The sequence below is a fragment of the Streptosporangium vulgare genome (genome assembly GCF_042428775.1).
Taxonomy (GTDB): Bacteria; Actinomycetota; Actinomycetes; order Streptosporangiales; family Streptosporangiaceae; genus Streptosporangium; species Streptosporangium vulgare.
Genome location: NZ_JBHMBS010000008.1, coordinates 306,627 through 323,201 on the forward strand (window position 1 = coordinate 306,627; position 16,575 = coordinate 323,201).

16 protein-coding genes and 1 tRNA gene are annotated in these 16,575 nt (G+C 71.4%); 11 read left to right on the forward strand and 6 right to left on the reverse strand.

Annotated features, from left to right (window positions below):
- Positions 1-78: 78 nt before the first annotated feature.
- Both ACFFRH_RS19505 and ACFFRH_RS19510 read right to left on the reverse strand, forming a co-directional pair.
- Positions 79-1,584 carry a potassium/proton antiporter gene (locus ACFFRH_RS19505; protein WP_344743545.1) on the reverse strand — a complete coding sequence of 502 codons (1,506 nt, stop codon included), beginning with the start codon at positions 1,582-1,584 and terminating at the stop codon, positions 79-81.
- A gap of 273 nt (positions 1,585-1,857) precedes the next feature.
- Complete coding sequence (locus tag ACFFRH_RS19510; protein WP_386158329.1) at positions 1,858-2,439, reverse strand: 5-formyltetrahydrofolate cyclo-ligase; 582 nt, start codon at positions 2,437-2,439, stop codon at positions 1,858-1,860.
- A gap of 25 nt (positions 2,440-2,464) precedes the next feature.
- Between ACFFRH_RS19510 and galU the strand changes: the two genes are divergently transcribed.
- The 7 genes from galU to ACFFRH_RS19545 all read left to right on the forward strand — a co-directional run bounded on the left by galU (position 2,465) and on the right by ACFFRH_RS19545 (position 7,396).
- Positions 2,465-3,364: a UTP--glucose-1-phosphate uridylyltransferase GalU gene (galU, locus tag ACFFRH_RS19515; protein ID WP_386158331.1), complete on the forward strand. Its 900-nt coding sequence runs from the start codon at positions 2,465-2,467 to the stop codon at positions 3,362-3,364.
- Positions 3,365-3,369: 5 nt separating this feature from the next.
- The gene (glp, locus tag ACFFRH_RS19520; RefSeq protein WP_344743588.1) at positions 3,370-4,557 is read left to right on the forward strand and encodes a molybdotransferase-like divisome protein Glp; all 1,188 of its coding nucleotides are present in this window, start codon (positions 3,370-3,372) and stop codon (positions 4,555-4,557) included.
- 41 nt (positions 4,558-4,598) lie between these two features.
- On the forward strand, positions 4,599-5,102 hold the full coding sequence (moaC, locus tag ACFFRH_RS19525; protein WP_386158431.1) for a cyclic pyranopterin monophosphate synthase MoaC: 504 nt from the start codon (positions 4,599-4,601) through the stop codon (positions 5,100-5,102).
- 106 nt (positions 5,103-5,208) lie between these two features.
- Positions 5,209-5,682, forward strand: coding sequence for a MogA/MoaB family molybdenum cofactor biosynthesis protein (locus ACFFRH_RS19530; RefSeq protein ID WP_344743548.1), 474 nt, complete (start codon positions 5,209-5,211; stop codon positions 5,680-5,682).
- Positions 5,683-5,737: 55 nt separating this feature from the next.
- Positions 5,738-6,382: a GNAT family N-acetyltransferase gene (locus ACFFRH_RS19535; protein WP_350969880.1), complete on the forward strand. Its 645-nt coding sequence runs from the start codon at positions 5,738-5,740 to the stop codon at positions 6,380-6,382.
- A gap of 124 nt (positions 6,383-6,506) precedes the next feature.
- Entirely contained in the window at positions 6,507-7,262 is a 756-nt protein-coding gene (gene sepX / locus ACFFRH_RS19540; RefSeq protein WP_344743550.1) for a divisome protein SepX/GlpR, read from the forward strand.
- Between the two features lie 57 nt (positions 7,263-7,319).
- Positions 7,320-7,396: transfer RNA gene (locus tag ACFFRH_RS19545), tRNA-Ala, on the forward strand.
- Between the two features lie 240 nt (positions 7,397-7,636).
- On the opposite strand, the gene ACFFRH_RS19550 is transcribed toward ACFFRH_RS19545, so the two are convergent.
- The 4 genes from ACFFRH_RS19550 to ACFFRH_RS19565 form a co-directional block, all read right to left on the reverse strand.
- Entirely contained in the window at positions 7,637-8,125 is a 489-nt protein-coding gene (locus tag ACFFRH_RS19550; RefSeq protein WP_344743551.1) for a hypothetical protein, read from the reverse strand.
- 56 nt (positions 8,126-8,181) lie between these two features.
- On the reverse strand, positions 8,182-8,700 hold the full coding sequence (locus tag ACFFRH_RS19555; RefSeq protein WP_386158336.1) for an AAA family ATPase: 519 nt from the start codon (positions 8,698-8,700) through the stop codon (positions 8,182-8,184).
- Positions 8,594-9,133: an AAA family ATPase gene (locus tag ACFFRH_RS19560; protein WP_386158339.1), complete on the reverse strand. Its 540-nt coding sequence runs from the start codon at positions 9,131-9,133 to the stop codon at positions 8,594-8,596. The genes ACFFRH_RS19555 and ACFFRH_RS19560 overlap by 107 nt, the downstream gene beginning before the upstream one ends.
- 461 nt (positions 9,134-9,594) lie before the next feature.
- Positions 9,595-11,745: a WD40 repeat domain-containing serine/threonine protein kinase gene (locus ACFFRH_RS19565; RefSeq protein ID WP_344743589.1), complete on the reverse strand. Its 2,151-nt coding sequence runs from the start codon at positions 11,743-11,745 to the stop codon at positions 9,595-9,597.
- Positions 11,746-12,014: 269 nt separating this feature from the next.
- On the opposite strand from ACFFRH_RS19565, the gene ACFFRH_RS19570 reads away from it, so the two are divergent.
- From ACFFRH_RS19570 to ACFFRH_RS19585, 4 genes are all read left to right on the forward strand, one after another.
- On the forward strand, positions 12,015-12,356 hold the full coding sequence (locus tag ACFFRH_RS19570; protein ID WP_344743554.1) for a cyclic nucleotide-binding domain-containing protein: 342 nt from the start codon (positions 12,015-12,017) through the stop codon (positions 12,354-12,356).
- Between the two features lie 218 nt (positions 12,357-12,574).
- Positions 12,575-12,733 (forward strand): helix-turn-helix domain-containing protein, encoded by a 159-nt coding sequence (locus ACFFRH_RS19575; protein WP_344743590.1) that lies wholly within the window; start codon positions 12,575-12,577, stop codon positions 12,731-12,733.
- A 476-nt stretch (positions 12,734-13,209) separates the two neighbouring features.
- Positions 13,210-15,129, forward strand: a complete 1,920-nt coding sequence (locus ACFFRH_RS19580) for a helix-turn-helix domain-containing protein (RefSeq protein ID WP_386158342.1) — start codon at positions 13,210-13,212, stop codon at positions 15,127-15,129.
- A 146-nt stretch (positions 15,130-15,275) separates the two neighbouring features.
- Positions 15,276-16,568 (forward strand): hydroxymethylglutaryl-CoA reductase, degradative, encoded by a 1,293-nt coding sequence (locus tag ACFFRH_RS19585; RefSeq protein WP_344743558.1) that lies wholly within the window; start codon positions 15,276-15,278, stop codon positions 16,566-16,568.
- Positions 16,569-16,575: the final 7 nt, after the last annotated feature.

The following is a 16,575-nucleotide window of genomic DNA, read 5'->3' on the forward strand; positions in this document are numbered from 1 at the left end:
GTCGGACCCGGCTCCGGACATGGCCCGGCCTGGTGGATCGGGGGCATCGGCCCCGATTCGGCCGGGGCCGGATCCCGGTCAGGTGCCGCGTTCGCCGAACCAGCCCGCGAGCTTGCCCTTGCGGCTGATCGCGCGCATCCGGCGCTCGACCATGTCGCGGCAGGCGGCCGTGGTCACGACCAGCAGCTGGTCGTCGACCCTGATCCTGGTGGAGTCGGTGGGCACGAACGTACGGCCGTCCCTGACGATCAACGTCACCTGGGCGTCCGAGGGCAGCCGCAGCTCGAAGATCTCCACACCCTGCAGCTTGGAGGTCGGCGGGATTTTGACCTGCAGCAGGTCGGCGTTGAGCTCCTCCAGCGGCGCCGACTCGACCTCCAGGTCGCGGGCCTCGGCGGGGGTGGTCAGCCTGAGGAGTTTCGCCACGAACGGCAGCGTCGGTCCCTGCAGCAGGGTGTAGACGATGACGATCACGAAGACCTCGTTGAACACGAACTTGGCGGTGCCGTCGGGAACGGAGGTGGCCGCCCAGGGGATGGTGGCGAGCACGATGGGGACCGCGCCGCGCAGACCGGCCCACGACAGGAAGGCCTGCTCCCGCCAGCCCAGCCGGTCGATGCGTGTCAGCCGGGCCAGCAGCGCGGAGACGATGATCGACAGAGGACGGGCCACCGCGACCAGGATGAGCCCGGCCACCAGGCCGGGCACGATCGCCGACGGCATCTCCGAGGGGCTGGCCAGCATGCCGAGCATGACGAACAGGCCGATCTGCGCCAGCCAGGCCACGCCCTCGGCGAAACCCCGCGAGGACGCGCGGTGCGGCATCCGGGAGTTGCCCATGACCAGCGCCGCGAGATAGATCGCGAGGAAGCCGCTGCCGTGCAGCAGCGTCGCTCCCGCGTAGGCGACGAACGCGAGCGCGAGCACCGCGATGGGGTACAGGCCGGAGACGGGCAGCGCGATCCGGCGCAGCGCGTACGCGCCGAGCGGGGCGACCGCCAGGCCGACGGCCGCGCCCACCACGAGTTCGAGGACCACCTCGAACAGCGCCACCCCAAGGCTGGGCGAGGTGGCGGCGCTCAGCAGCATGACGGCGATCACCGTGGGGGCGTCGTTGAGGCCCGACTCGGCCTCCAGGATGCCCGCGAGGCGCGGGGGCAGGGGCAGGCGGCGCAGTACGGAGAAGACGGCGGCGGCGTCGGTGGAGGCGAGGATCGCGCCGAGCAGGAACGCGGTCCGCCAGTCCATGCCGAGGATCAGGTGCACCGGGATCGCGACGGCCACGATGCTCACTCCCACGCCGACGGTGGCGAGTACCAGGGCGGTGGGGATGGCTTCCTTGACGTGGCTCCAGGTGGTGGTCAGACCGCCCTCGGCCAGGATGATCGCCAGCGCGATCAGACCTATCTCCTGCGCGAGCTGCGGGTTCTCGAACTGCAACCCGAACCCGGCCTCGCCGACGAGCAACCCGAAACCCAGGAAGATCAGGAGACTGGGCAGCCCGCTCCGGTGGGCGACACGTACTGCGACGATGGCCGCGATGACGATTCCGGCACCGAGAAGCAGCCAGACGTCCAGTCCCATCTGGTCCCCTCTCTGACTCCGGGGACCATTGTGTCGTATTCGGAAGGGCTGCCACGCGCGAGTGGCGCGCACTCCCCGTCACGATCCTGACGCTTTCGGTCCCGCGTACGGCGGCGATCCCGCCGGCCGGTCACCTCTCGGTCACCTCCCGGTTCCGCGGTTCGGGCACACTTCCACCCGGCTTCCACCCGGCCGGGCACCCCCTGTGTCCCGCCGCCGGTCACACCTCCGCCCTGCCGCGTCCGGGTACCCCCCCCCGCGCCCCGTGGCCGGTCACACCTCCGCGGTGGCGGTCTTGAAGATCCCCTCGGGGGTCGCCGCGTAGCGGACCGCGAGGTCGTGGGACTCGGCGGGCACGTCGTCGAGCAGCTCGCCCTCGTGGAGCAGCGCCACCGTCGGCACGTTCGGGCCGACCCTGGCCAGGGCCCGGTCGTAGGAGCCACCGCCCCGGCCCAGCCGTACCCCGGTGGTCCTGTCGACCGCGAGGGCGGGCACGATCACCAGGGCCGCGGTCCTGACGGCGTCGACGCCGCGCCGGGTGTCGACCGGTTCCATGATCCCGAAGCGGCCGGGGGCGAGGGTGTCGGGGCCGTCGTACACCGCCCAGTCGAGATCGTCGTCGTCGCGGAGCACGGGCAGGATCACGGTCGCGCCGTGTTTCCACAGGGCGAAGACCAGCCCGTGGGTCGCCGGTTCGGTCCCGACCGACCAGTAGCACGCGACCAGCCCGGCCATCTGGACCCAGGGCCGCTCCAGCAGGGATTCCCTGATCTGGACGGAGGCCGCGTGCCGCTTCTCGCCGGGGATCGAGGCGCGTGCGGCCTCGATAGTGGCACGCAGCGTCAGCTTGTCCACAGGTCCCTCCACTAAGGTTTCGGTTATGGCCGACTTCGAAGCTGTGACGAAAGCAGTCGTTCCCGCGGCGGGTATGGGCACCCGTTTTCTTCCGGCGACCAAGGCGACCCCCAAGGAGATGTTGCCCATCGTCGACAAGCCCGCGATCCAGTATGTCGTCGAGGAGGCCGTCTCCGCCGGGCTGCTCGACGTTCTCATGGTCACCGGCAAGAACAAGCGTTCCATCGAGGATCACTTCGACCGGGCCCACGAGCTCGAGGAGATCCTGGAGGCCAAGGGCGACGACGAGCGGCTCTCCCAGGTGCGGGAGCCCGCCGACCTCGCCATCCTGCACTACGTACGGCAGGGCACGCCGCGCGGCCTCGGCCACGCCGTCCTGTGCGCCAAGCAGCACGTGGGCGACCACCCCTTCGCCTGCCTGCTCGGCGACGACCTCATCGACCCCCGCGACGAGCTCCTCAAGCGCATGATCGAGGTACGCGGCACGTACGGCGGCAGCGTCATCGCGCTCATGGAGGTCCCCCAGGAGCAGGTCTCCCTGTACGGCTGCGCCGCCATCGAGGCCACCGCCGAGGACGACGTGGTCAGGGTGACCGACCTGGTGGAGAAGCCCCCCGCCGACGAGGCCCCGTCCAACTGGGCCATCATCGGCCGCTATGTGATCGACCCGGCCGTCTTCGAGGTCCTGGAGAACACCCCGCCGGGACGCGGCAACGAGATCCAGCTCACCGACGCCCTGCGGACCCTCGCCGGACGCGGCACCGACCAGGGCGGCCCGGTGCACGGCGTGCTGTTCAGGGGCCGCCGCTACGACACCGGCAACAAGCTCGACTACCTGCGCACGGTGGTGCAGTTCGCCGCCGAGCGTCCCGACCTGGCGCCCGAGTTCATGCCCTGGCTCAAGGAGTTCCTGGCCTCGCGATGAGCTCCCTGAAATCGGTCGACGACCACCTCTCCGACATCCTGCGCACCGTGCGGGTGCTCGCCCCGCTGGAGCTGGAGCTGGAACGGGCGCTGGGCACCACGCTGGCCGAGGAGGTCGCGGCTCCGGTCGCGATGCCGCCCTTCGACAACTCGGCGATGGACGGCTACGCCGTGCGGTCCGAGGACGTCGCGGACGCCCCGGTGACGCTTCCGGTGATCGACGACATCGCGGCCGGAGACGGCCGGTTGCAGGCCATCGGCCCCGGTATGGCGATGCGGATCATGACCGGGGCCCCGCTGCCCGCCGGGGCCGACGCGGTGGTCCCGGTCGAGTGGACCGACGGCGGCACCGCGCGGGTCGCGATCGGCCGCCCGGCGGTGAAGGGCAACGCCGTCCGCAGGTCCGGTGAGGACGTGCGGGCGGGTGACGTCGTCCTGCCCGTGGGCACCCCGATCGGTCCCGCGCAGCTCGGCGTGCTGGCGGGCGTCGGCCGCCGCCGGGTTCTCGTACGGCCCCGCCCGCGGGTGGTCGTGATCTCCACCGGAGCCGAGCTGGTCGAGCCGGGCCTGCCCCTGGGGCCCGGCCAGATCTGGGAGTCCAACAGTTTCGCCCTGGTCGCCGGCGTTCGCGAGGCGGGCGGGGAGGGCTACCGGGCGGGGATCGTCGGCGACGACGCCGCGGGGTTCCTCGACCAGCTCGACGCGCAGCTGCTGCGGGCCGACCTCGTGATCACCAGCGGCGGCGTCTCGATGGGCGCGTACGAGCCCGTCAAGGAGGCCCTCGGCCCGCTCGGGACGGTCCGTTTCGAACGGGTCGCGATGCAGCCGGGCATGCCCCAGGGCTTCGGCGTGGTCGGTGAGGACCAGGTGCCGATCTTCGCGTTGCCCGGCAATCCGGTCTCGTCGTTCGTGTCGTTCGTCCTGTTCGTCCGGCCGGCGCTGCGTAAGATGCAGGGCCTGCCCGAGGGGCCCACGCCGACCGTGCGGGCGGTCACCACCGGCCCGCTCCGCTCGCCAGAGGGCAAGCGCTCCTACCTGCGCGGGGTGTTCGGCCCCGGCGGCACGGTCGGCCCGGTGCGCAGGCAGGGTTCCCACCAGCTCGCCGCCCTGGCCGCGGCGAACGCCCTGATCGTGGTGCCCGAGGACGTCACCGAGCTTCCCGAGGGCACCGACGTGGAGGTCATCCCCCTGTGAACCCCGTGGACCCCGTGAATCCCGTGAATCCCGTGAATTCTTTGGACCCCGTGAACGAGCGGGACCGGAGCGAGGCGGCCGGATTCACCCACCTCGACGAGACCGGCGCGGCGCGCATGGTGGACGTCTCGGCCAAGGACGTCTCCCTCCGTACGGCGACCGCCACCGGCAGGGTGCTGCTGTCCGCCGAGGCCGTGGCGCTGCTGCGGTCTGGGGAGGTCCCCAAGGGCGACGCGATCGGCACCGCGCGGATCGCCGGGATCATGGGCGCCAAACGGACCCCCGACCTGATCCCGCTCTGCCACCCCATCGCGCTGCACGGGGTCAAGGTCGAGCTGACCGTGGCCGACGACGGCGTGGAGATCACGGCACGGGTCAAGACCGCCGACCGCACCGGCGTCGAGATGGAGGCGCTGACCGCGGTCTCCGTCGCCGCGCTCGCCCTGATCGACATGGTCAAGGCGGTCGACCCGGCGGCCGTGATCACCGATGTCCGCGTCGAGGAGAAGACCGGCGGCAAGACGGGCATCTGGACCCGCCCCTGACATCCCGCGTTGTCGCCACCGTCGAACAGGTCGCCGAATCGAGCGGTGTCGTGCCGCGTTTCCTCCCCAGGGCCACACCCCGGGATCTCCACCCTGGAGGTATTCCATGAGAGCTCTAGTGATCACCGCCTCCAACCGGGCCGCCGCCGGGACGTACGAGGACACCTCGGGGAAACTGCTGGCCGAGTTGCTGGTGGCGGCCGGGTGTGACGTGGACGGCCCGCGGGTGGTCCCCGACGGCGAGCCGGTCGAGGCGGCGCTGCGGTCCGGGGTCGCCGAGGGGTACGACGTGATCGTCACCACCGGCGGCACCGGCCTCACCCCGGCGGACCTCACCCCGGAGATGACCCGGCGGGTGATCGACAGGGAGGTTCCCGGCATCGCCGAGGCCATCCGTCACGTGAACCGCGACAAGGTGCCCACCTCCATCCTTTCCCGCGGGCTCGCCGGGCAGGCCGGTGGCACGTTGATCGTCAACCTGCCGGGTTCCTCGGGAGGGGTGCGTGACGGCATGGGCGTGCTGTCTCCCGTGCTCAGGCACGCCGTGGACCAGATCAGGGGAGGAGATCACACCCGTTGATCCGCCTCCTTCGCTTCCATGGCACGGCGGGCCTTCTTCGGGAGATGATGAGGGGGTGGATCGACTTCGTGGCTGGCCGGTGACCCTTACGGAAGGCCCGGTAGGACTTCGGCCGCTGCGCCTGCGGGACGTGCGCGTCTGGCGGGAGTCGCGGCTGCGCAACGCGAACTGGCTCCGTCCCTGGGAGCCGAGCAACCCCGAGACGCCCCTCTTCAAGACCGGTCTCGGTCCCTACATCTCCATGGCCGGGACCCTCCGCAGGGAGGCCAGGCAAGGGCTCGCGCTGCCGTGGGTCGTCACCTACGAGGGCGCCTTCGCCGGGCAGCTCACCGTGGGCGCCATCGTCTGGGGTTCCGCCAGGTCGGCCCAGATCGGCTACTGGGTGGACGGCGCGCTCGCCGGTCGCGGGATCACCCCCACCGCGGTCGCGATGGCCGTCGACCACTGCTTCTTCACCACCGGGCTGCACCGTGTCGAGGCCAATATCCGGCCGGAGAATCATGCGAGCCGCAGAGTGGTTGAAAAGCTGGGATTCAGGGAAGAAGGGGTCAGACGTCGGCACCTGCACATCGACGGTGCCTGGCGCGACCACATCTGTTACGCGCTCACGGTCGAAGACGCCCCGAGGGGGTTGCTCGTACGGTGGCGGCGAGCCCGTGAGGCGGCCGCCCACGGTGGCACTCCGCATGAAGAGGTTTGAAGATCTCGCGACACACCGCATCGAATGCTCGTCAAATAGTGACACGCGGTCTTACGGTGCGTGACATGAGCAGATCGAAGGCGCCGGGAGACCACGCGCGTCTTCATGCTGCCCGGAGGTGGCCGTGAGCAGCGGTGTCGTTCTCTATCTGGCCATCGTCGTCATGTGGCTGTGCGTGCTCGTGCCCATGTGGCTGCACCGCGACCGCAACACCCTGTCCGAGAACCCCAAGGACATCGAGCCGTACGCCTACGACGAGCGGGTGATCGACGAGGACTCCGCCGAGACCCTCACCGAGCCTCTGCCCGTCACCTCCGGCGACCTGCCCGCCTCCCCGCTCTCCCAGGGAGACGACCTTCCGTCGCCCGGTGCCGAGGAAGCCTCGCCGGGTGCTCAGACAGCGCCCGAGACCGGGAGTGAGGCCCCGCCCGCCCGGCCTCAGGCCGGCAACCCCGCGACCGGCAACCTCGCGACCGGCAGGGCCGCCGCCGGCAGGGCCGCGTCCGAGCGCCGCCGCGCGGAGCTCCGCCGCCGGGGCAAGCAGGTGGCCAAACGCAGGCGCCTCACGTTCTGGTGCGTGCTGCTCCTGCTCGCCTCCGTGGTGACGGCGGCCGTCCAGATCATCCCCTGGTGGGGTGTGGCGCCCTCAGTGGTGCTCCTGGGCGCCTACATGGCCGTTCTGAGGGTCACGGTCCAGATCGACGCCGAGCGGCGCGAGGCCATCGCCAGGGCCCACGCGGAACGTGCCAAGCGCGCCCGCCGCCGTGCCGCCCTCCTGGAGGCCCAGCGCCCCGTGGCCGAGATCATCGACCTGGCCGCGCACCGCGATGAGATCTTCGACCAGTACGCGGAGACGCCCCGCCGCGCGGTCGGCGACTGATCCGCGCTCCGGATGGCGCGAGCGCCCCTGGAAGTTTGCTAATCTAGTCCACGTCTTGGGGATGTAGCGCAGTCCGGTAGCGCACTTCGTTCGCATCGAAGGGGTCAGGGGTTCGAATCCCCTCATCTCCACCAGGGGCCGTTCTTGAGTTAGCTCAGGAACGGTTGACGAGATCCCGTCCGATCGCTTGATCGGGCGGGATTTCCTCTTTTCCGAGGCTCTGTGGCCGCTGGGTGGGCTGATTTCGGCTCGTGCGGTGGCCCTGGCGGAGGGCGCTGGTGGTGGTGGACCGCTGTGAGCGCGTGTGGGACCGGCCGGTGGGCGTGCGAAACCCAGCGGTCGTCGTGGTGTTGTGCGGCTGGTGGCGGGGCGGATCACTCGCGTGGTGGTGGTCTGCTGTCTGCCTTGGGCGGGGCGGGGTCGTGCTCGTCAGGCGTTGTCGGGTCCTGAGGTACGGGCTCCTCGGTGCGGTCGTGGACTTGCCGCCAGCTGAGCAGGATGTGCTGGTTGGCCAGGCAGACCATGAGCGCGGCCAGCAGCGTTTGGGCCACGCGGCCGTGCGCGAGCCGATTCATCGGGTCGCCGATATCGATGTGGTGGCCCTTGATCCTGCCGTTGACGCCTTCGGTGTTGGCTCGGATGCTCTTGTAGGCGTCCTGCCAGGTGGGGGTGAGGTAGCGCCGGTCCTGGCGGAGCTTGTCTTTGATGCCGAGGTCGTCGGGGCGCAGCGTGATGGTCGACTTCTGGCAGATGCGTGGCAGCTCGGCCAGGGGAAGGGGGCGTTTTCTCTCGTTGTCGGGCAGCTGGATCGTGGGTTTGGCGGCCGGGTGGGCGGCGCGCTGGCCGGTGTTGGTCAGATCCACCGCCGCGGGAGAGGCGGGTGGAGTAAGGCGGGTTCGGGTGTCGTCGGCGGGGGCGCTCACCGGGATGGGCCGCTGACGACCCGATCGCCGGCGGCGGTCAGCCCGCTCTCGCGCAGGATCTGCTGCACGGTCGCCTCCAGCGAGCTGTCCGCGCCGATGATCGTCTCGTCGCCCTCGGGCAGCAGATCGCGTTGCCGGTACCACTGGCACATCTGTTCGCCGCTGAACTGTGAGCGCTGGGGCCGGGTGGTGTGCCGACGCAGGGTCTCGGCCAGGGGAATGTCGAGGTAGAAGAAGGAGCTCGGCCCGGGGTGGTCGCGGCGCAGCGCGGCCAGCATCGGCGCGTACCGGTCCGCGTACAGGATGCCTTCGATCAGGACGTGGTAGCCGCGCTTCAGGCAGTGGCGGGAGATGGTGTCGATGAGGTCGATGTTCGCCCCGCCCGGCACGTCGCGTTCACGGAGGATGTCACGCCGGATGGCGTCCTGACTGACCACGGCCAAGTCTCGGTCGCGGGCGGCTTGCAGGACTCGGGCGATGCTGGTCTTGCCGGAGCCGGAGTTGCCGCGCAGCACGATCAGATGGGTATGGGGTGAGCCGGTGCGCACTCGAGCAACCTAGCGAAGCCCATCTGGACCTGCGGGTACATTCGCGGCGGCCACCAATCGCCGGTGCGGGCCGACAGGGCGAGGAGACCGGCTGCCCCGCATAGGTGTTGAGAGCGTGGGTGCAGACGGGCGAACGGTCGAAGAACTGCACGGGCGGCGCGGTGATGACCGGCCGTAGCTGCCGCCGTTGCAGGGCCACGACCTTGTCGATGAAGGACGGCAGGGTCCACGGCTCGGCGTCGCCGCGCCTGCCCGTCCGCGATGACCGCCGTGGCCGCCTCCTCGGCCGTCGCGTATCCGAGGGCCGCCAGGCTCGCAGGGGCGTGGTCTTGCCGGCGCCAGGGGTGCCGGTGAGGATGTAGCGCCTCATTGCCGTCTGTCCGCCTTTCTGGTCACACATCGAACGATCTCGGTTGTGGGCGTGGGGATCCGGCCGGGTGGCAGTGGGCGGTGCCGGAACCGCTGCCGTCCAGGGCGGGAAAGGGGGAAGACCACCGAGGACGGCACCCGGACGGGGATCGCGACCGGTCCGCGGGCGTGCCCGGACCCGGCCGGGTCGATCATCTGGGACGTGTCGGCGGATTCCGCAACCGCCCGAGCGCACCTGCACTCCGCCGGGGCGCGCAAAAGGGAGGGGCGCGATCGCCGCGCTGGATCTACCCGCCGGACGCGCCCGCGGCGACCAGCCGTAGCACTTCGCCCTGGAGCGGGCTCAGCACGGACGCGGCCGTCGCCGGACGCGTGCCGGGCGAGCGGGGCCATGTCGGCAGGGTCCCTCGGCAGATATCCTCAACGGGTGTGCGCGACTTCGACGGCCAGGGAGTCGATCCCGCCCTCGACCTGCGGGGCTGGTGTCTCCACTCACGTCGCGCCGAGACTCCACGCCCGGACCTTGAGGTCGTCGCCGCCGGCCACGGCGATGGTCACGCCGTTCAGGGTCCCGACCGCCACCGAGTGGACCCATCTGGTGTTGCCGACGAGGGCTCTGCCGATCTGACGTCCTGCGGCCAGGTCCCACACCCGCACGGTGCGGTCATAGGCGCCGCCGGAGACAGCGATGGGCCGTCCCTCCAGGGTGCCGAAGGCCATCGAGTTGACGGAATCGGTGTGGCCGGTGAGCGGTCGCCCTATCAACTCGCCGGCGGCCAGGTCCCATATCCGGATCTTTCTGGCGCCGCCGGTGACAGCGACGACCTTGCCGTCCAACGTGCCGAGCGCCAGCGACTGGATGGGGTCGGGACCGGTGAGGGGGCGGCCGACGCGTTGGCCCGTGGCCAGGTCCCACACGCGCAGGGTTCTGTCATCACTGCCGGTGACGGCGATGATCCTGTCCCCCAGCGTATGGATCGCCGCTCCCGTCACCGCGTCGGTGTGACCGGTGAGGGGCCGGCCGATTCGGCGGCCCGCGGTCAGGTCGTAGACCCACATTGCGTAGCGGTCGTCGTAGCCGAAGACGGCGACGGCGTTGCCGTTCATCGTGCCCAGCGCGAGCGCGCTGACCGCGTCGGTGTAACCGGTGACCGGCTCGCCGATCTGCTTGCCTGAGGTCAGGTCCCATACGTTGAGCGCGCCCCCATTGTCTCCGCCGCCGCCCGCGTTGTCGCCGGTGACGGCGACGGGCGTGCCGTTCACCGTGCCGGTGGCCATCGTCCAGACGGAGTCGGGGATCTGGACCTTGCGGATCTGCCGGCCTGCCGCCAGGTCCCAGATCCGCAGCGTGTAGTCGTAGTGGGTGCCGGAGATCGCGACGGTCCTGCCGTCCACGGCGGCGATCGCCACGGCGCTGATCTCGCGGGTGTGTCCGGTGAGCGGGGGGCTGAGCGGGGTCCCGAACGGCGGTTGCGCCGTGCTCGGCGATGGTGCGGAGGTCTGCGCCCGGGCATGAGGCGTCGCGGGAGCGGATGCCGGCCGGCCGGATCGGCCCACGTCCGGCGACCCCGTCGCGGGGGTCTCCTGCTGCAGGGTGCGGATGATCGCGGCACCCCCGCCGACGACTCCCACCGCCGCGAGGGAGAGTAGGACACGCCGCCGGGCCGGGCCGGCGGGCATCGTGGACGGCTGGCGGGAGGGGGCCATCGGCTGGTCGAGGTCGCCGCGCGCCGGTGGCGGCACGGGGTCGGGGGGACGGGCGACGACGTGACCGGTTGAGTCTTCGGAGCCAGGGGCCGCCGCCGGCGACTCGGCGGGTGCCGCCCGGCCGGGGGTGGCGTGTTCGCCGGTCAAGACGCTCAGTATGGCGGTGATGGTGGGGCGCGCGGCGGGGTCCTTGTCCAGGCAGGCGGCCAGCAGGTCGTCCAGCGGGGTGGGCACGCCGCTCAGGTCGGCCTGTCCCAGCACGATGGCGCCGATCACCGCTGTGGCGTCGTCACCGGGGAAGGCGCGGCGGCCGGTGGCGGCGAACACCATGGTGGCCGCCCAGCTGAACACGTCACAGGCCGTGGTGGCCGGCTGGGAGGCGAACAGTTCGGGGGCCATGTAGGCGGGGGTGCCGACGGGGCCGGAGCTGGTGGTGACCTGTTCCAGGGCCTGGGCGATGCCGAAGTCGATGACGACGGGCCCCTCGGGGCCCATCACCACGTTGGCCGGTTTGAAGTCGCGGTGCACGATGCTGGCGCGGTGGACGGCGGTGAGCGCGGTGAGCGTGGTGAGCGTGGTGACCGCCAGGCGCTCCAGCCCGCCCCCGGTGCGCGGCCCGTCGCCGGCGACCAGGTCCTGCAGGGAAGGGCCGGGCACGTACTCGCTGACCACGTAGGGGCGATCGCCGGTCATGCCCGTGTCGAGCACTCGGGCCGTGCAGAAGGGCGCCACCTTACGGGCCAGGTCGATCTCGCGCAGGAAACGCCGGCGCACGCCGGGGTCGCGGGCCATCCGGGCGTGCAGCACCTTGATCGCGACCCGGGCGCCCGACGGGGAGTGTCCCAGGTAGACCACGCCCTGACCGCCTTCTCCCGCGACACCGCTCAGGCGGTAGTCGCCGATCTGGCGGGGGTCGGTCTCACTCAGCGGGAACAGGTCGGCCGCCGTTCACTCCGTGACCGCGTCGCGGGCGGGCGGACCCTTCCGCGCTGCCACCTCATGTGAAGGCTCCTTGACGCCGAGGCGGAAGCCGAGCATGTCGCACCACCGGCACCGCGTCAAGGAGCCTTCACATCGATGCCCGCACCCACCTGAGAGCCGGGATCTCCATGCCGCCGTCTCGCCCCTCAGGGCGTTGAAAGCCTTCTGCGGATAGCATTTCTCGCGCTGGCAGAGTTTCGCCCCATGCCTCCGGGAGGGCTCCTATGCGGTGGGTTCCGGCTTCATCGGGAGCCTCCCCCTGGCCGGCGGAGACCTTCCTGGCGCGGTTGCCGGAGCCGTCCAGGCAGACGCTGCTCGCGCTGGGGGGCATCCACACCTATCCCGCCGATCACGTGATCGTCCGCCAGGGCGAGTCCGCGGATCTCGTCTCCGTCGTCGTGCACGGCCTGGTCAAGGTGACCGCGCGCACGGAGAACGGCCGGGAGTCCTTGCTCGCGGTGCAGGTCAGGGGGCGTGGTCGGCGAGGTGGCCGTGCTGGACGGGTCGACGCGCTCGGCGGACGTGGTCGCCTGCGGAGTGACCGTCGTCCAATTGATCAAGGGTGAGGTCTTCCTCGGTTACCTTCGGCGGCATCCCTCCGCTGCGCTCAGCACCTTGATGGGCGACCGGCTGCGCTGGGCGAATCAGCGGCGGCTGGAGTTCGCCGGATACGACAGCGACATCTGCCTGGGCCACCTGTTGCCGGCCGTGCTCGCCCGGCACGGCCGGACCGGAGGGCACGGATCTGGGCGTCCCGCTGACCCAGGTCGAGCTCGGCGGCCTGATCGGCGCCAAGGAGAGTACCGTCCAGAAGATCCTGCGTGACCTGTCGGCGCGCGGGCTGGTGCGCACCGGCCACCGGCGAGTCACCGTCACCGACCTTCCGGGCCTGGCGGCCTTCGCTGACCTCGGCCCGCCTCCCTCGGGTGAAGGTCAGGCGTAGGTCGACCGGCAGGTACGGGATCAGAGCGCGGGCCGCGACCGCGCGGCCGCGCGTTGCAGGGCTGCGGGAGACCGGCGAGGGCGGAGCGGGTTCCGCGATCCGCTCCGCGATCCGCGGGCGTCAGCCGGTCAGCGCCGTCAGCGCCAGCCAGGCGACGGTGGCTACGACCTTGACGGAGCAGCCGACGGGTCTGATCTTGTGATCGGTGTGTGGTCCGGCGGGAACGTCTTGGGGCGCTGCCAGAATGGCACACCGCCGGTGTCCGGAATCTGCTGGGCACCTCAGCCGCTCTGCGGTACTCGTTTATCAACCCTCCGACAGCTCGTCGGTGCTGAATCGGAGCGGTCAGGTCGATCACCGGGCCGGCTTCATTCACTGGCGGCTTCTGGTCCAGGGCCTGATAGGGCTGCCGGCGCCCGGATACACAGCGGCCACGTCCATACCGGCACGTGAGACGGGGCCCATATGCTGGGAACATGGTATTGCCCGCGCAGCGGGCGCTGGTGCCCCTGGACTCGGTGCTCGGACTGCTGGACCTGCTGCTCGATGAGACGGCCGACGAGCAGAGCGCCGTCGCGCCGCTCGCCGAGTCGCTCGACGGCGTCGAGCTGGCCGGCGTGCTGCGGCGGACGCGGCGGGTGCGGGCGGCGCTGGCGCGGTGGCGCCGGCGAGATCAGGAACTGTCCGCGCTGCTGTCCAGCGCGCGTGAGCTGGCCGAGCTGCGCGATCTGGACGCGCTGCTGGACCGCCTGGTGGCCCGGGCGCATGGCCTGGTGGGCACCGACGTGACGTATCTGTCGGAGTTCGACCAGGAGACCGATGAGTTGCGGGTGCGCTCGACGCTGGGCACGTTCGCGCCCGAGTTCCGCCGACTTCGGGTGCCCCCGGGAAAGGGCCTGGCCGGCAAGGTCGTGTCCACGCGCAGCCCGCAGTGGACGACGAACTACGACCACTATCTCGACGTCCCGCATGACGCGGAGATCGACGAGGCCGTGCGGGCCGAGGGGCTGGTGTCGCTGCTTGGTGTGCCGCTGGTGGCGGGCGACCGCGTGCTGGGGGTGCTGTTCGCGGCCAACCGCGACGAGCACGCGTTCACGCCCGAGGAGATCGTGCTGCTGTCGGCGTTCGCCGACCACGGGGCCGTGGTGTTGCAGACGGTGCACCTGCTGGCGCAGGCCCGTGCGTCGGCCGAGGCGGCGCGGGCGGCCAACGAGGATCTCGCGCGCACCATGGCGGCGAGGGAACGCGCCAGCGCGGTGCATCAGGACCTCACCAATGCGGTGTTGCGCGGGGGCACCGCGCACGAGGTGGCCCGGACGCTTGCCGCCTCGCTGGGGCGGTCGGTGGAGATCTTCGACCGCGACCTGGCCCCGCTCGCCTCGGCGCGGACCGCTGCCTCGCGGGAGTCCTCGTCCGTGACCGCGCACGTACGCGCCGCGGTCGAGCGTAGCCGCACCACGGGGCGGTGCGTGTTCCTGGACCCGTCGGATGACGGGGCGTCTGTCGTGGTCGCCGTGGTGGCCGCCGAGACGCTGCTCGGCGCGATCCTCGTCGGCCACGGCGATCTCGCGCTGGGCTCGGTCGAGCGGCGCACGATCGAGCGCGCGGCGCAGATCGTGGCCCTGCTGGCGCTGAAGCGGGAGGCCGTCGCCGAGGCCGAGGAGCGGGTGCGGGGGGAGCTGATCTCCGACATCCTGCTGGGCGACGGCGCGCACCGCGAGGAGCTGATGTTGCGGGCCCGCGCCCGCGGGGTCCGTCTGGAGTCGCTGCGCATGGTCGTCGCGGTGCTGGTGCCGCGTGACCGGCGCAGGGCGGCCGTGCAGGCGCTCGGCACCTGGCGCCCTGGCCTGCTGGCCGGTGAGCACGCGGGCTGTGTGGTCGTGCTGACGGACGCGGCCGACCCCGACAGCGCGGCGACCGAAGTCCGTGAGTGCGTGCGCCCGCTGACGGGGGTGCCGGTGCTCGTGGTGGCCGACGCGCCCGTCGCCACATGGGGCGAGCTGGGCGCCCGGTTCGAGCCGCTGCGCCAGTGCGCCGATCTGCTGCACGGCATGGGCATCCAGGACACGGCCGTCAACGCGGCGGCCTACCAGCCATACCTGGCCCTGTTCGGCGCCGGGCGCGACGGGATCGTCGCGTTCACCGAGGCGGTGCTCGGGCCGGTGCTGCGCTGGGACCGCGATCATTCGACCGACCTGGTGAAGACGTTGCGCACCTACATCGACTCGCACTGCAGCCCGGCGCGGGCGGCGCGAGCGCTGAACATGCACATCAACACGGTCAACCAGCGCCTGGACAGGATCACCCTGCTGCTCGGCCCCCCGTGGCGCGAGCCGGAGCCGTTCTTTCGCGTCACCGTGGCCGTACGTATGCACGCCCTCGCGACCGGTCTGTGATCTACGTCGATTCACACATGGCAATGGCTTCAACGGCGTGTGATTCACCCATGGGCGTGGCGTTCCGGTCGGACCTAGCCTTCCGCACAAGCCGTTTGCGTTTCGGCTCGATTAACAGCCTGTTTCGGCGGTATGCGGGAGGCATCGTGGGTGTTCACAGTCGGCTGACGGGGTTACGCGACCTGTCGCCCGGGGAGCGGCGGGCCCTCGCCGCGAAGAGCGCCGGGCTCGATCCCGGCGCGCTCGACGTACTCGATCCGGCCGCCGGGCTCACCCTGGACCAGGCCGACCACATGATCGAGAACGTCCTCGGGGTCCTCGGGGTGCCGGTGGGCGTGGCCACGAACTTCAGAGTCAACGGATCCGACGTCCTGGTGCCGATGGCGACGGAGGAGCCGTCGGTGGTCGCCGCGGCGAGCAACGCCGCGCGCATCGCCCGGATACACGGCGGCTTCGCCACGACGTGCTCGGCGCCGATCATGCAGGCGCAGGTGCAGGTGCTGGGCGCGGCCGACCCCCACGCGGCGCGGCTGCGGCTGCTGGAGGCGCGTGGCGAGCTCGCCGAGCTGGCGAACGCGCAGGACCCGCGCCTGGTGGAGTTCGGCGGCGGCGTACGGGACATCACCGTACGGCTCGTGCCGTCGGGCGAGGACGTCTACGTCGTGCTCCACCTCGTGGTCGACGTGCGGGACGCGATGGGCGCCAACGCGGTGAACACGATGGCGGAGGCCGTGGCGACCAGGGTGGGTGAGATCGCCGGAGGCCGCACCCTGCTGCGGATTCTGACCAACAAGGCGGACCTGCGCCTGGCCAGGGCACGCGCCGTCTTCGACGCCGAGGCCCTCGGGGGCTCGCAGGTGGTGCGGGACATCGTGCACGCGGCGGCGCTGGCCGAGGCCGATCCGTACCGGGCGGCGACCCACAACAAGGGCATCATGAACGGCGTCACCGCCGTGGTGCTGGCGACGGGCAACGACACCCGCGCGGTCGAGGCGGGCGCGCACTCCCACGCGGTCGCCCCGGACGGTCGCTACACCTCCCTGTCCCACTTCGAACGCGACGCCGAGGGCAACCTGTCCGGCTCCCTGGAACTGCCCATGCCGGTCGGTCTGGTCGGCGGGGCCACGAAGGTGCACCCGGTGGCGCGCGCGGCGGTGCGGCTGCTGGGGGTGCGGACCGCGAGCGAGCTGGCCGGTGTCGTCGCCGCGGTCGGGCTCGCGCAGAACCTCGCCGCGCTGCGGGCCCTGGCCACCGAGGGCATCCAGCGAGGACACATGTCACTGCACGCGCGCAACGTGGCGGTGACCGCGGGCGCGAGCCCCGAGGAGATCCCCACAGTGGTCGCGCGCATGCTCGCCGCCAAGGCGGTACGCGCCGACCGTGCCGAGCAGATCCTGGCCGAACTCCGTGTCGGAGCCGGTACAGCCGAAGGAGACTGAGCAGCCA

Excerpts from the sequence above, each read along its gene's own strand:
- ACFFRH_RS19570 (WP_344743554.1), top strand. The coding sequence starts at position 12,015 with ATGCGGTGGGTTCCGGCTTCATCGGGAGCCTCCCCCTGGCCGGCGGAG.
- ACFFRH_RS19580 (WP_386158342.1), top strand. The coding sequence starts at position 13,210 with ATGGTATTGCCCGCGCAGCGGGCGCTGGTGCCCCTGGACTCGGTGCTC.
- galU (WP_386158331.1), top strand. The coding sequence starts at position 2,465 with ATGGCCGACTTCGAAGCTGTGACGAAAGCAGTCGTTCCCGCGGCGGGT.
- ACFFRH_RS19505 (WP_344743545.1), bottom strand. The coding sequence starts at position 1,584 with ATGGGACTGGACGTCTGGCTGCTTCTCGGTGCCGGAATCGTCATCGCG.
- ACFFRH_RS19560 (WP_386158339.1), bottom strand. The coding sequence starts at position 9,133 with ATGTGTGACCAGAAAGGCGGACAGACGGCAATGAGGCGCTACATCCTC.
- ACFFRH_RS19530 (WP_344743548.1), top strand. The coding sequence starts at position 5,209 with ATGAGAGCTCTAGTGATCACCGCCTCCAACCGGGCCGCCGCCGGGACG.